This is a genomic window from Vibrio iocasae (assembly GCF_042245395.1).
GTDB classification, from domain to species: domain Bacteria; phylum Pseudomonadota; class Gammaproteobacteria; order Enterobacterales; family Vibrionaceae; genus Vibrio; species Vibrio iocasae.
Genome location: NZ_CP145311.1, coordinates 2,072,077 through 2,086,921, shown reverse-complemented (window position 1 = coordinate 2,086,921; position 14,845 = coordinate 2,072,077). Strand labels below are relative to the sequence as shown.

Annotated in this window: 13 protein-coding genes; 4 read left to right on the top strand and 9 right to left on the bottom strand. The window is 40.7% G+C overall.

Going from position 1 to position 14,845, the window contains the following annotated elements:
* Window positions 1–7 precede the first annotated feature (7 nt).
* Window positions 8–1,492, top strand: a complete 1,485-nt coding sequence (locus tag SNR28_RS19200; protein WP_375750151.1) for a NosD domain-containing protein — start codon at window positions 8–10, stop codon at window positions 1,490–1,492.
* Window positions 1,493–1,495: 3 nt separating this feature from the next.
* Here the strand turns inward: SNR28_RS19200 and SNR28_RS19195 are convergent, their stop codons facing one another.
* The 8 genes from SNR28_RS19195 to SNR28_RS19160 all read right to left on the bottom strand — a co-directional run bounded on the left by SNR28_RS19195 (window position 1,496) and on the right by SNR28_RS19160 (window position 10,383).
* Entirely contained in the window at window positions 1,496–2,308 is an 813-nt protein-coding gene (locus tag SNR28_RS19195; protein WP_375750150.1) for a hypothetical protein, read from the bottom strand.
* Window positions 2,309–2,473: 165 nt separating this feature from the next.
* Window positions 2,474–3,559, bottom strand: coding sequence for a nucleotidyltransferase family protein (locus SNR28_RS19190; protein WP_375750149.1), 1,086 nt, complete (start codon window positions 3,557–3,559; stop codon window positions 2,474–2,476).
* A gap of 1 nt (window position 3,560) precedes the next feature.
* Entirely contained in the window at window positions 3,561–4,442 is an 882-nt protein-coding gene (locus SNR28_RS19185; RefSeq protein ID WP_375750148.1) for an HprK-related kinase A, read from the bottom strand.
* 10 nt (window positions 4,443–4,452) lie between these two features.
* Window positions 4,453–4,737 (bottom strand): hypothetical protein, encoded by a 285-nt coding sequence (locus SNR28_RS19180; protein WP_375750147.1) that lies wholly within the window; start codon window positions 4,735–4,737, stop codon window positions 4,453–4,455.
* Complete coding sequence (locus tag SNR28_RS19175) at window positions 4,731–5,555, bottom strand: hypothetical protein (protein ID WP_375750146.1); 825 nt, start codon at window positions 5,553–5,555, stop codon at window positions 4,731–4,733. The genes SNR28_RS19180 and SNR28_RS19175 overlap by 7 nt, the downstream gene beginning before the upstream one ends.
* A 183-nt stretch (window positions 5,556–5,738) precedes the next feature.
* Entirely contained in the window at window positions 5,739–7,079 is a 1,341-nt protein-coding gene (gene prsR / locus SNR28_RS19170) for a PEP-CTERM-box response regulator transcription factor (RefSeq protein WP_375750145.1), read from the bottom strand.
* An 87-nt stretch (window positions 7,080–7,166) separates the two neighbouring features.
* Window positions 7,167–9,209: an XrtA/PEP-CTERM system histidine kinase PrsK gene (prsK, locus tag SNR28_RS19165; RefSeq protein ID WP_375750144.1), complete on the bottom strand. Its 2,043-nt coding sequence runs from the start codon at window positions 9,207–9,209 to the stop codon at window positions 7,167–7,169.
* Window positions 9,210–9,336: 127 nt separating this feature from the next.
* Window positions 9,337–10,383: a PEP-CTERM sorting domain-containing protein gene (locus SNR28_RS19160; RefSeq protein WP_375750143.1), complete on the bottom strand. Its 1,047-nt coding sequence runs from the start codon at window positions 10,381–10,383 to the stop codon at window positions 9,337–9,339.
* Window positions 10,384–10,988: 605 nt separating this feature from the next.
* On the opposite strand from SNR28_RS19160, the gene SNR28_RS19155 reads away from it, so the two are divergent.
* The 3 genes from SNR28_RS19155 to SNR28_RS19145 all read left to right on the top strand — a co-directional run bounded on the left by SNR28_RS19155 (window position 10,989) and on the right by SNR28_RS19145 (window position 14,043).
* Window positions 10,989–11,963, top strand: coding sequence for a hypothetical protein (locus SNR28_RS19155; RefSeq protein ID WP_375750142.1), 975 nt, complete (start codon window positions 10,989–10,991; stop codon window positions 11,961–11,963).
* A gap of 46 nt (window positions 11,964–12,009) precedes the next feature.
* Complete coding sequence (locus SNR28_RS19150; protein WP_375750141.1) at window positions 12,010–12,900, top strand: ThiF family adenylyltransferase; 891 nt, start codon at window positions 12,010–12,012, stop codon at window positions 12,898–12,900.
* A 75-nt stretch (window positions 12,901–12,975) separates the two neighbouring features.
* Window positions 12,976–14,043 carry a hypothetical protein gene (locus tag SNR28_RS19145; protein ID WP_375750140.1) on the top strand — a complete coding sequence of 356 codons (1,068 nt, stop codon included), beginning with the start codon at window positions 12,976–12,978 and terminating at the stop codon, window positions 14,041–14,043.
* A 23-nt stretch (window positions 14,044–14,066) separates the two neighbouring features.
* On the opposite strand, the gene SNR28_RS19140 is transcribed toward SNR28_RS19145, so the two are convergent.
* A complete protein-coding gene (locus SNR28_RS19140) occupies window positions 14,067–14,825 on the bottom strand; it encodes a serine protease (protein WP_375750139.1) in 759 nt (252 codons plus the stop codon).
* Between the last annotated feature and the right edge of the window lie 20 nt (window positions 14,826–14,845).

Below are 14,845 nucleotides of genomic sequence, written 5' to 3'. Positions count from 1 at the left end.
CTTTAAAATGATAAAAACACTATTGCGTCGGTACCTGTTGCTTTCAGGATTATTGGCAAATGTACTGGGTCTTTTTCTGGTTTTTTATATAAGTAATAGTTTATTTAGCCTTTATACTTTGCCTGTACTACTGAACAAAGTAGCCATTTATATAGAAAAGCACCCGCAGATTAATAGCCTGTCTGACCCTCTAAAACAGTTAAGTCGCAAGCTTGATGAGCCAGCATATCATTGGAAGAAGTTTGATCGAGAAAATTGGCCTACGGTTGGACCAGATTTTAAGCAACTTACGGATGCGGAACTAAAAACGACGGAAGACAAAATCTTTATATCGACGTCAAAACAGCTTGTCGAAGCAATAAAAAACGTCAAGCCGGGGCAAACGATAATCGTTGCGGATGGTGATTATAAGATATCTGGAAAGTTAATAGAGATTAGCCAGTATAAGCCATCTAAAGACTTACCTGTGAGATTGATAGCTGAAAACCCAGGAATGGTAAACCTATTACTCGATACCATCGAAGGAATACTCATAAACCAGCCATATTGGGGTATATCAGGGTTTAAATTCACAGGTGTTTGCGAACATCATAGTAAATGCGAACATGCTTTACACGTAACAGGAAACGCTGAGAACACGGTGATTGCCCATAATGAGTTTGTCGATTTCAATGCTGCGATTAAAGTAAACCGGGTTAAATATCATTATCCTGATAGCGGTGTTATCAAATACAACCACTTTTACTTTACTTCTTCACGCCAGACTTCGAATCCAGTCACTCCAATAAATATCGATCATGCTAATGATTGGGTTGTTTCACATAACATTATTCGTGACTTTTCAAAAGCTGCAGGAAATAAAGTGAGCTATGGTGCATTTATCAAGGGAGGATCAATAGGAGGGGTGATGGAAAACAATGTGGTGATATGCAACGCCACTGGTCGAATAAACCCTGAATATATCACTGTAGGGTTATCCATCGGAGGTGGTGGGATGAGAAGCGAAGACAGAAGAGATTCGGCACCTTTTGAAGCGTCTCAAGTTGTGTTACGGAACAACATCATATTTAACTGTAGTGATATGGGTGTCTACGTAAACAAAGGTAACGAAAGTCTTATCAATAACAATACTGTGTACAATACAAATGGAATACTGTTACGTTTCCCGGAGTCTGATGCTCAACTAATGAATAACATTGTTGGCGGAAAGATAGTCAATGTTGGCGATGCTAAATTAAATAAAGCAAATAACTTTGTTGTACCAAGAGGTTTTTTAAACAACGAAGAACAGCTTAGCTCTGTATTTACTTCAGCTGAAATCGGTGATTTTACATTTCAGAAAGATCAGTTAATACAAAAAGATCCTGCAAAATACCCACAAAGCACTTATGTATTTAAAACAACAGAAGACTTTTGTGGGCATAAAATTGGAGAAGAAAGTCATTTTCTGGGTGCCTATCAATCTGACAAGGATTGCTTTATTAAAGAATAGATATTAATCCCAGGTTTGCCTTAATGAGTCACGTAGCTGAGTCAGAGGGTTCATGCGATTGTAATGAACATACTCATCTGCTTTGTTTCGGATTTTTCTTCTTCTACTACGAATTTCGTAATCACTAAGAGAGGAAACATCGTAGAGGTAGCTTTCGACTATCCGAGATAACTCTATAACAGTTTCTTCAAGAGCCGTATCAAATAGAGACTTAATATGATTGATATTGCCAATATAGTCGATCAGATGCGGATAAAACATCGCGTTTAAATAGCCAGTTGCTACTATCTGATGCAACCGATCAATATAGACGGGTACACCAACTTTAATGGTTTTGCTACCAACGGTTTTGGTAAAAAGAAACTTCAACTTATATGCACGATACTGGTGTGTAACATCATTAAAGTCTGGGTTTGCAGAGCGGTGTAAATCTATACTGCTGTTCCACCCATTAATAATACCGAAGTTATTTCTGTTAAGTAGACGATCTTTAAAAAAAGTATAGTAGTGAACGTCGGGCGTAGCGTTTGCAAGTGCTTCACGAACAACACGCTGCGGATCACTTGGATGACAACTAAATGCATAATACCAATAACATTCGTCTTTTGCTTTTGAGCGACATATATTGTGGTCAGAAACGTTGGCTGACAATAAAACGGATACGCTGCAATTTCCTGCTCCCAACGAGTTACCTCCCCAGGCTACGGGGCTTTTAACTGACAGCAACAAAGGAGAGGCTGCTATACCTGACTGAAGTAATTTTCGTCTGGAAAAACGTGACTTTTCTGTATTACTAGTAGGGTTTTGCTTATCCATTATCTTTCGTACCAACTATGGCTAGTATAATATCAATCAATAGTTAATCTAATTATTGTGTGTGAATGATAGATAGGCAACAATAACTTAACTATTGTGTTACGTCGTCTCATTGATAAGAAGTTAGATAGTGTTGGAATACTAGTAAAAAAGATTACGTGCCTGCTAAAAAATAAGGCCCTGCTCTTCTTCCTTCTTAAAAGATTTTATTGTCTTTTTCACCAGGTGAGGAATAAGTAATTGTAATGGCATCCTTTTTATATGCCCTCTCAAATACAACATTGACTCAGCCAGATGATGCAGCGGAAGTCTGTGGGGAGGATAAGGGTAGGTAAAAACTCGACGAAATGCGAAATCAGCGAGAAGTAATTTAATGGAGTTCGGTTTGTAAGCTGAATAAAACTCGGTGACAAAGCCTGGTACATTTAGCCCAAAAGTTAACTTGCAATATCTCAATGCATAAAACATTGAATCGCCATTGCCCAGTTGGGACTGAAGATCCAGTAAGCAATGCCAAAACTGCTCGCTCTTACCCGACAATAAAAGGTAAAGATCAAATAAATCCCGAAAGCCTTTTTGAAACTCACTTTCGTAGAACAGGTGAATACTACTATGTATTGCCATGGCCTGTAGACTCAACACTCTGGCGTTAGGGGCGCTTTCGTTAATCGCTATAGAGTTCTGAATAAGGACCGATGAGTTTGGGGATTCCTTGAGTGTTTTTGGCAGAATGTTGAAATGCAGATCAAGCTCGGTTCGTCTTTCTAAGTGCCTTAGAGGGGGAATCTCGTGTGACCATTCGCGGTAGAACTTATCATCATAGTCATCAATATGGCTCTGAACCCAGCCATTTGAAACCAGAACAGCCTCTACGGACGGGAGATCTTTTTCAGGGACCAGAATATCAATATCAGCCATGACTCGGCCTTTAAAGTTATCCATCTCCTTAAGGTGGTACGCAGAGCCTTTTAAGTAGACCCAACTTACTCCGAGTGGCTGCAGAAGTTGGCCAAACTCAACAGCTTCAGCACGCAGTTGGGTTTGTTGGCTGATATACCCTTTAGTCGAAGCGACTAAGTGTGTTTTTAATCGAGGCGGAAGACTTTCCCAGACTTCATTGTCTTTGCATATATAGTGAAGCTGACTCAGCATATTTTGGTAACGGGCTTGAGAGACAATGTCTGATATCTCCAGTGGAGACAGTTTATTGAGTATCTCTGGGTTAACTAAAACATCTGCAAGTCGAATCAAATTATTCCTCACTATTTAAAGCGTCAACGATAGCATTTTCGCAAGACTTGAAATTATTGTACTCAATATAGACCGCTTTTGTATTGTCTACCAGATTGCGAGCATATTGAAATCCCTTCTTATTCAGGAGTCCAAAGTTAAAGCTATTCTGGATTATTTCTGTCAAAGCCAGACACTTATCAACAGGTTCAGAATAACATTCTTCGCTAGCACTATATTTAACAAAAACTAATAAACTTGGTTTTACACCAATATGGGCGTTTGTACTGCTTCCTGAAGGTGGTCTTAGTAAGCAGATTTCACCTTTATGAGTGTCTTTGGCCACTTGACTGAAATCACTGTGGTCAAAATAAGGCCTCATCAAGTCAATAGAACGATTCTTTAGGTTCATAGGTCTGGCAAGGCCGTATAGTAGTTCATCTTCTGGAGAAATTAACGCCAGTTCGTCGGAAAGAAGCCTCCAACCCTGTGAAACCAGATAGGCACATAAGGTCGTTTTCCCTGAACCTGATGGAGCAGAAATAATAATTCCTTTTCCATCTTTTTCCAGTGTGGCAGCGTGAATGATTAAGTACTGATGGGCATTTTTGGATATTACCCAGTTCATTCCCCATTCCAGCATGGCATGCGCTTGAGATAGGGGAAGGGGTTTAAAAGGAACCCGGTGGTTAAACTTAAAAATCACCTGCGGTTTGTATAGCCTTCTTAATATAGAGCCATGCTCAACGGAAACGTGATAATCAACAAACTGATTAGAATCAGGTGAAACGAGATTAGAGCGATAGTGGTGCTCCAGATACTGGTGAACGGCCTGTATATCTGAAGATACAGAAAACATAAATGGACCAACGGAAAGAACATGCTTTTTAGTTTCAGACAACATATATCAGCAATTATCTTCTATTCGAATCAACAAGGATTTTCATTGTAACAAGCTGTTTTATTACATTAAATCCATATTCTGAGTTTTGTTGGACAAATTTATTTATTACAACCTCGATATCGTCTAAACCTTCAAGACTTAGTAGAAACTCAAGAACATCCTTTTTGCAAAGGATGCTCTCATTTGTCGTTGGGCTGTATATTACGCAACTGTTTTGATGCTGGTAGGTACACTCAGCAGTAGAAAACTCCTGATGCAACTTTTTACCTTCTAAATAACAGCCAGTATCTACCACGCAATAATATCCTTCAGGAAGCCGCCATTATTTTCACCAAGCCGAGTGGATATATAGGCATAATCTATTGGTGTTGCGGGAGTATTATTAAGAGAGCCTGTTATACTGACACACACATCAAGAAGAGCATCATGAAGTAACTGAATTACCTGAGCATAGGTAAAGTAGCTAGTGATGATTCCCGAAAACAGACCGTTTAAACATCCTGATGCAGTATGACGATGAAAGTTAGATACGCCGCTACCGCCAGTAGTACCACCGGTCAGGTCAACGCTGACATTACCCGTTTCGGTACTGTAGAAGTTTAGAATAAGGGAAAAGTCGTTAGTTACACCACCGTCAGGGAAAACCGTAGACATCGCGGGATCCTGTGAGACTCCCGACAGTGTGACGGTCCACTTGCTTCCCAATGTGGTACTGATACTGCTAAGAAGCGTGCCGAGGTTTGTTAAGGCGCTGAAAGCTGTATAGTCGTAAACCTGATAGTTATTGGCCAATACTCGGCGTATTTTGTACTTATTTCCTTTTCCCTTTTTTTGCTTAGTAGCGTGGAAAACTTGGTGCCAATATCCTGGAGACTCGGGGTTGATCGTTTTACCTCCACAATCGTTTTGTTGTGAAACATTACCAGAAATCAAAGTTGAGATATTACAGGCGTTGAGATCGGCCCCCCAGACTGTGGGGCTTTTGACGGTAAAAAGTAGCGGGGATACAGCAAGACCGGACTGAATAACTTTACGCCGACTAAATCTAGATTCGTTGTGTTTATTTGGAAACGTGTTACTTCCTTTTATTTCCCTGGATTGTTGACTATCCATAACTATCCCTATAGAAAAATATATTAACCAGTCGACATTGAAGGTCTAATTGTTTAGTACCACCTTTCTAATTATCGTAAACTATGCAAATTACCACAACGCTAAATCACTACCAGCGGCTTATTTGAAGTGGATGTCTCATAAGTTAGTCACTAGATTAGAGTTCACTCATTAGTTTTAGGGCTATTTTCGCAGCCCATACTTTTCTATCAGAGAATAGAGAGTTGGTCTTGTGATGCCTAGCAAGCCAGCTGTATTGGACATATTTCCGTCTCCGATAGATAGCGCTCTACTCACAGCCTGTTTTTCGGCTTCCTCTCTCACTGTCTTGAGATTCAGCACTAACTGTTCTTTGTGCTCTTCATTCATAAGGTTTAGATCGAAAGCACCGATCTGCTTGTTGTCACACATGATAACGGAAGACTTAATTTTGTTCTGAAGCTCCCTCACATTTCCGGGCCAGGAGTGTTTTAAAAGCGCTGTGATTGCGTCATCGCTAAAGCCGCTTATATTCTTGTTTATCTGCTGGTTGTAGCTTTGCAAAAAAGCTCTGGCTAACAGAATAATGTCTTCACCTCTTGCCCTTAGAGGAGGGATATCGATAGTTATTTCACTTATCCGGTAAAATAAATCTTCGCGGAAGGTTTTTTCAGAAACCATCTGTTGTAAGTTTTGATGCGTGGCACAAACGATTCTCACATCAACCTCGATATCCTTTCTGCCACCAACCCTTGTTATCACTTTTTCCTGTAGGAATCGCAGTATTTTTGCTTGCAACGCATAGGGCATGTCACCTATTTCATCCAGAAATAGAGTACCGCCTTGAGCGCCCTGAATTTTACCCTCGGTCGTTTTCATAGCGCCGGTGAACGCGCCTTTCTCATAGCCAAATAGTTCACTTTCCAGAAGATTTTCAGGTATTGATGCACAGTTGATCGCGACAAAAGGTTTATCTGATCTTTGACTTTGGTTGTGAATGGCTCTTGCCAGGACTTCTTTACCGGTTCCGCTCTCTCCAAGAAGAAGAGTAGTTACCTCAGTTGGAGCGATGCGTTCTACCATTCTGCATACATGTTGTACATTTTCGGAACTGCCGATAAAACCGTTACTATCAAGAGAGAAGCGTTTTAACTTTTCGTTCTCTTGTTCAATATTAGCGATAAAGAAAGCGCGGTTTATAATGACAGTCAAAATCTCATCATCAATCGGCTTATGATAAAAGTCATGAGCGCCCATTTCTATTGCTTTTAAGGCGTTATCTTTATCATCATTTCCGGTAATGACTACAACTTTTGTGTTAGGAGACAGGGTGAGAATTTCTTTGAGTGTCGCCAGACCTTCACTCGCATTGTCTGGATCTGGCGGTAAGCCTAAGTCAAGAGTGACGACTTTAGGGCTGTATCTACGCAAAGCGGTTATAGCCGATGTCCTATCACCCGCTAAAACCACATTGTAATCTGTAAAAGTCCACTTAAGTTGCTTTTGTATACCTAAATCATCTTCGATGATAAGTAATGATTCCATTCAGAAATGCCTGTTTTTATTTGATTACGCCAACAAGTTTAGTATACCGCCTAACTGTTTATGACGTATAGCGCTCACTAAATACCATTATTGAGAATTACGTGGGATTTTAATTTCAAATTGAGTGCCTTTATCAACGGTTGAGAAGACTTCAACATAACCACCTAATTGCTCGATAAATCGTTTTGCATCATAAGCACCAATACCCATTCCTGAGTTACCTTTAGTAGTATCAAATGGCTTAAACAATCGTCTCTCAACAAACTCTTCGGTCATGCCTGCACCATCATCTTTAATTCGAATTAGGTTGTAATCATCGTTGAAAGAAGAGGTCACCGTCACTGAGCCAGATGCTTCTGTAGCGTCCTGAGCATTTTGAATCAAATGCGAAATAATATTGCTGAAGCGGTTTTTATCGGCCGTAATGGAGGTTTGCATAAGGCCACCCTGAAACTTGGGTTTGGGGTTGTCGATAGCGCGCTGATGGCATACTTGTTCGATAATGCTATCTACATCAAAAGATTGCTCTTTCTTTTCGTCAGTGTTCTTTTTCTTTAAGTGGTTAACCACCTTTTCCAACCTTTCAGATGCAGAGTCGATCGTTGCAAAAGCATCTTCAATAAACTCGGGGTTATCTCTGTGTTTCTTTGCGTTTCTGGAAAGCAGTTGTAACTGTGAGAGTACGTTTTTTAAGTCGTGAGCGAGAAACGCTGACATTCGGTTAAAAGTATCAAACTGCTGATTTTCTGCAATTATCTGGTTTGACTGGTGTAGGTTGAGGTAGACCGAAAGCTGCTTGCTGATAGCCCACATTAGGTCTCTATCTTCCCAGTTTATAGAGTGTGTAGACTTGGGCTCTGATAAGAAACAAACGTTGTGGCTTCCACTGGGGTTAGAGATAGGAATGATATAATTAAACGCGTTGAAATTGGATAGTACTTCATCATCTATTTCTAGATCAAAAGGTAATTTTGATGTGTCATCTTTGAGTTCAGTTAAGTCAATAATCCAGTTGTGCTTTATGGCCTCGCGGGCCAGTATTGTTGCAACCCCAAGTATGGCCTGATCTTTCTCGTCGATATTCAAAGAGGCTTGAGACTTAAGATTGTTATGAATCAAAGAGGCTATCATAGCGCTCTCACATTCAAAGGGACGAATGAATGCTAGCAAGGCAATTTTATAAGGTGAGTCAGCTTCCTCCTCAAGAGTTGAAGAAAAGCGCATCCACTCCTGACGGTATTCGTACTTGTTTGCATAGAAGTGTTTTGCAATAAACACTTTAAGTTTTCTTCTTAGGGGTTCAGATAAAAAGAGGCTGGCCAGCACCAGACCACTAAGCGCAAAAAAAACGTTCTGGATCATTGCCCCCCAGTCACCACCTGCGTATTTGATGTAATATCCGGCTAGTGCCATTACCAGTAGATAGCTACCAGCGACGGAAAGCAGAGTGCTGTGATAGACAATGTCTCTGGAGACATAAATGCGTGTTGACCACTGTGTTATACGGCGGGCGGTTAACATAATCAATGGGACAGAAATGATAACAACCCATCCTCGGGCGAGCACAAATTCCCGGCTTAGCATATTGGTGAGTACACCGTCTGCATATAACGCGAAGTCATAAGCGAATACAGTACCCAGACCTAAGCATATTGGTTTAATTGTCCAGCGTGCACTTTTATCTGTACTTCGAAACAGTTGTTCAATAAGCCATAATCCGATGACTGATTGAGCTAAATGAAACGAAAGGATATGGTTTGGCATAAGCCAATTTAAGTGCGGATATCCCAACTCCAGGAAGAGATTGATAAGCAGCAGTACAGCTATGCTAAGAATTATTGGGCTTGATTGAACAATAGTAATCAGGTTTTTGTTAGGTCGGAGTGCGGTGACTATTAATAAAAACCAGCCGGAATTTCGTAGTGTTTCAGTGGATAGGTGCTGAAATATGGAATAATTGTAGTGAATCTGTAGGGCAGAACTTGCCGCCCACAAAGCAGATAACAGAGATGATGATAATAAAAGTGTGCGTTGCAGGCTGTTTTTACGGACAGTTAAAAATAACAGAAAGAGCAGAACAAACCCAACTGATGCAACAATAAATCCTGAAATACTAAATAAAATATTCAATATCTGACCTTGTCGTATGACGTAAATCTTTAATATGAATATATTACAGGATAGATTATATAACCAACTAAAATAAAAGACCTTTGCCAAATCTGGCAAAGGTCTTTATAGATATAAGTATTATATATTAGCTGTGCTTACGGCGGCGTTGGAAACCAGCTAAGCCAAGGAATGCTAATCCCATCAAGCCTAACATACCAGGTTCAGGAATCGCTCTAACTACAAATGAACCATCGTTATCTACGACCATGATCTCATCACCAGTACTTATAGTATTGGCAGCGATAGCATCAGCGGCGTCAAAAGACTCACCTGTCGCTGTATTGATAGCATCTACAGCTTGCGTCAAATCTGGGTCTGAAAGTAAGTTCGTAGTTGGCGAAGACAAGCCATACTGTAGTTGAGACTTCACTTCTGGTGGTAAAAGCTCAAAGCTAGCTACAGGGATAGGGTCGCCTGGAGGTATAGCAAGCAAAATCCGAATCGCAGCAAGTCTATCGAACACATCTTCATCTTCAGTGATGATACCATCACCATTAAAGTCAACATAAAATGCATTGTCGATTTCTACATCAGTAATAGCAAAAATAACGTTCATTTCGCCATCACCGCCAGGGGTTGCTTCTAAATCCCCTGAACCTTCAATTACAGAAGCGGTTAGTAATGGTGTTGTAGAAAGTATTGTTGGTGCTCCGAAGCCGCCAGTAGTTATGGTCTGTACATTCCAGACAACGTCACCAGATGCGAAGTCATACTCTAGAGTGCTTGCACCCGTAGGGTTTGTAAACTCACCAGTCCAGTTTGTAAAAGAAGCTGAAAGTTGGTAACCAGCAGCACCGAAGTTAAACTCACCATCAGGAAGACCTGTAGTACCGTTGACATCGTTGCCTGAAGCGTTACCTGAAATACTGGTCATTGCGCCATAGTCGGTGAACTCGTCACCACTGTCTATAAAACCATTACCATTGGTATCTGTTATATCTACAATACTAGAACCAGTGTAATCAATAGTGGTAAATGTAACAAACTTAGTAGATGCAGTGCCCCCCGCATCAAAGCTGAAGCCCATAAGGGTGTTTTCAGCTACTAGGTTTAGATGCGCAGCAGAAGCATAGCCACTGGAAAGTGCTAATGCTGTACCTAGCGCTAAAACCTTAACAGATTTATGAAGCATAATGTAATCCTCTTTATTTGTTTAGGACTTCAATATCCCTGCCTGATATTTGCAATTTGAATGCCATGTTTGTAATCTATTGAATTTATTGGGGTAAAAGGAGTATATGTACACGTAAGGTAAGCAATTTCATTGATAGTGTAAAAAATACTGTCATCTAATAATGATGATTCTACGAGTATAGGGTGTCTAGCGATAAATATGTTTTCAGAGTTATACTATATTATATTTAAAACAAATGGTTATACGCCTAAAATCATGATTAACGGTTTGTAACAACTGCTGTAAAAAATACTGACAATTAGCAATTTGGTATGAAGGAGCCCTAGAGTTTCTCGGTTCTAAATAAAAAGAGTACGCATAAAGACCATTTCAAACACCTTATTATTCTTAATGTGTGATAGGGGGTTGGATTGGTGGGGGACTATTAAACAGCTTGAAAACTCAATTGCATAAATTATTGGTACTTTAGTACTAGAAAACTCAAAAATTATTTTAGCAAATCTGCGAAAAATTAAATACTCGCGCAGCATCTATGTATAATTGCTATATAATAAATTTAGGTTAAGGAAAACTAATTTGTTACATTTCCAAGGGGGTTATCTGTGACCAACCAAAAAGATAAATCGCCTGAACTTAGTGCGCAAATGGCTCCGATTAAGGAACTTAGTAAAGCTAATGCGAATAAAGAAAAGCAAAAGTTAAACGGTAGAACCGTTCCCATCGAACGGCGAAAGGAAGTACGTTTAGACAAAAGTCAGGCCGAGAGCCCACTTGATAGTTCGGTAACGTATAAGGTGGCAATGGGAAAAAAAGAGTTAGAAAGTGCTTTCTCTCTTGTATGGAAGAACTATGTTGAGACTGGTCTTCAACGTTCTGATGATATAGGTATGCGTTTTACCAAGTACCATTTTCTTCCCTCTACCAAAGTATTTATCGCAAATTTCCATGAAGAGCTAGCAGCAGGCGATCCGAGTAAGTTTAAAGGCGATGGTAAATGTGTTGGTACCGTTACCCTTATTGTAGACAGCCCTATGGGGTTACCTATGGAAGAGTTCTGTAGTGACGAAATTGCTGAGATGAGAGCTGAAGGGAAAAAGCTAGCTGAGGTTGTGGCATTTGCCGTTGATCCAACCTATGCAAAATACAAAGTTTTTCTTCACATGTTTAAGCTGCTTTTCCAGTTTGCTGACATGAAAGGCGTTACGGATTTGTGCTGTTCAGTAACCGAGCGACATATTCGCTTTTACCGAAGAGTTTGTTTGTTCGAGCCCATGGGCGAGTTGATGCCTTATACAGGTGCATACAAGTTAAAAGTGCAGGGGCATAGGCTAAACATTGCTGATGCAAATAAAAAAGCGAAAGAGTTTTATGGTGGCAGAGAGTTCGATGCGGATCTTCACAGGTTCTTTTTTGGAGAGAACTACAATAGAGAAAAAGGGGAAGGCAAGCCCATTTCCAGTGAAGAGTTAGAGTACTTTTTGACTGAGAAAACCAGCTTTATAGAAGATATTGATGACAAAGACTTGAACATCCTTCGCTCAGAGTATGAGTGTAGTGGTTCGAACTTCCCATTTTAGCGAATGGCATCAATGGCGTCAGTACATACTATGAGAGCATAATAATATGAATAAAGATGACTTTTATAAGTTAGCGGTAACAAGAAACCTAGGTTTGGTCACTGAACAGGAGCAAGAGAAACTAAGAAACTCTAGAGTAGCTGTTGCAGGGTGTGGTGGGCTAGGTGGTAGAGAGCTGATTGATCTTGTAAGAATGGGTATTGGTGCATTTAATGTCGCAGACTTTGATGAGTTTAGTATCAAAAATATTAACCGACAGATTGGTGCAACGTCTAAAACCGTAGATCTTCCTAAAGTAGAGGTTATGGCGACTATGGCCTCGGATATCCACCCTGGAGTGGATATAAAGCAATACCCCGAAGGAATACAACCGGAAAATGTAGATGAGTTTGTGAGTAGCGCTGATGTGATAGTCGACGCTATTGACCTGTTTTCGATGCCGGCTCGCATACTGCTTTATCGCACGGCGAGAAAGCACGGTAAACCTGTGGTTTTTTCTGCCCCTCTTGGCTTTTCTGGAACGTTAAATGTATTTATGCCGGATGGAATGACGTTTGAAGAGTACTTTGACATCGACGAGAGTATGGATCTATTTGATCAGTTAATCGCATTCGTTGTCGGTATTGCTCCTTGGGCTACGCATTTGAAATACATGGACACAGGTAAAGTTGACGCGTCTGATCACGCTGGACCATCTCTTTCATGCGCCTGTAACATAGCTACGGGGCTGCTTACATCTGAAGTGCTTATCATCTTACTAAACAAACGTCCGCCAATGGCTGCGCCTTGCTATGCTCAGTTTGATACTTATAGTGGTGTGTACAAAAAAGGAAAACTCAGGTGGGGCAACAAAGGACCGTTACAGAAGCTTAAACGTTATCTGGCGGCTAGGAAATTTGCTGATCAACGAGAGTTACTTGAATCAGCTTCTTCGTAATATCAACTGTCTTTGAATGCAAGCAGGCTTTATCAAGCCTGCTTGTTTGGTCTGGCTAGCAGAGTAGGTATACAAATGATCGATAAGAAAGTACTGCTCGAACTTATCTCCTACGGTATAACGGCATCTTCTCCTGATAATAGTGAGCCATTCAAATTCAAGCTCTCTGATAATGAAATTGAACTTCGCTTAGATCCCAAATATCTGGGAATGTTCTTCGATGCTAAGTGTTATGCAAGTTTACTTGGATGTGGAGGGGTGATTGAAAATATTCGCCTTAGAGCATCGACTATGGGGTATCGTACCTTAGTAACGAAGCATGTTTTAGACAAACCGCTATATAGAGTTGCGCAATTGCAGTTTGAACCTTGTGAAGATAGTGAGGATCCACTGGCGAGTGCAATCTTAAAGCGGTGCACTCATAGAGGGTTCTATGAAAGAGATAAGACTATTCCTTTTGACCTGATTGCAGGAATTGAGCAATCAGTAGAGCCTCTTTCTGGAGCGAGGGTGCACTGGTTTGAAGGAGGTCAACGCGATGAGATAACCAGGATTATTACGACGACAGATCGGATAAGGTATACGCATAAGAGTCTACATGACGATTTTTACTCTAAGTTGCGGTATGGTGACCAGATCGAAAAAAGCTCGGATGGACTTGCTTCTGATACTCTGGGGCTGGAGTCCATGTTTACTTATACACTACCGTTATTAAAGCCGTGGCCAGTAGCTAACTTTTTGAACTTGATCGGAATGCACTATTTCATGGCATTTCGTGGCGCAAAAGTTCCGCTTGAAAATGCCAACCGTATAGGGGCTTTGATTGTTCCCAAAGAGGCAGATGAGCTGGAACAAGGTATGACTTTAAACCGGCTTTGGTTAGCCGTGAATAAGAATGAAGGTGTTCACTTTCAGCCATTTGGTGCGTTTCCGTTGTTGATTTATCGTATGAAAGAACTTAACGGTGAAGGCTTCAATGAACAACAAAAGCAGTTCTTGCAAACCTACATCCAACAACTTGAGGAGCTTATAGAAGCTCAGCCAGATAAAGAGCGAGTCGTTATACTGTTTCGTATTGGTTATGCTCGCCCACCCAGAGCTTTCTCCAGAAGGCGGCCGGTAGAAAGTTTTCTGATAGAGTGAGTGAACAATAGCTCTCCTCAGTATTACTCCACTGTTGAAAACAACTCGATCAAGTACCTTATAGGTATGGAGTAGGTTATAGCGCTAGGATCGGATAACACGTTCTCTTTGGTGGTTTTAACCAGCACCTTATTGATTACTGCGATAACCTGACCTGTATCTTGGGAGTAAACAGGACTGCCACTGTTTCCGGGGTAGGCGGTAGCATCAAGCTGGTAGACCATATAAGGATCTTTTAGCTGCTTTAGTTGTGTGATGGTTAAATCTCTTGAGGACTTCGCTGGAATAACAATTGGTGTGATACTTGAGATTATTCCCCGATGGGTAACGGGGTATAGCCCCAGAACCGAACCGATAGGGAAACCAGTAAATGCAATGCTTTCGCCTTCTCTTACTGTTTTATCGGATAACGTTAAAGGTTTAAGCTTTTTACCTGATATTTTTAGTATTGCTAGATCATGAGATTTATCTAACGCCACCACATTGGCAAACTTAACATTGGGTCTTCGCCCGGTTCCTGCTAATACAACAAGCTTTTCCTTGATAGCGCTGTTTAATACGTCTGGTATCACGTGTGCGTTAGTTGCAACAAACTGACCATTTCCTATTACAAAACCAGTGCCCCTTAATTGGGTATTTGGAGAGGCCAGACGGCTATGAGTTCCAATACCAACGATAGAAGGTTTTATTTTCTCAATCGTTTCGGGTAACGCGGCAAACGATACTTTGCAAAAAGTTAGCAAAGATAATACGAGTAGTGTCAGGTAGGGAAACTTGTTCATACAAATTAAGCACGCGCATA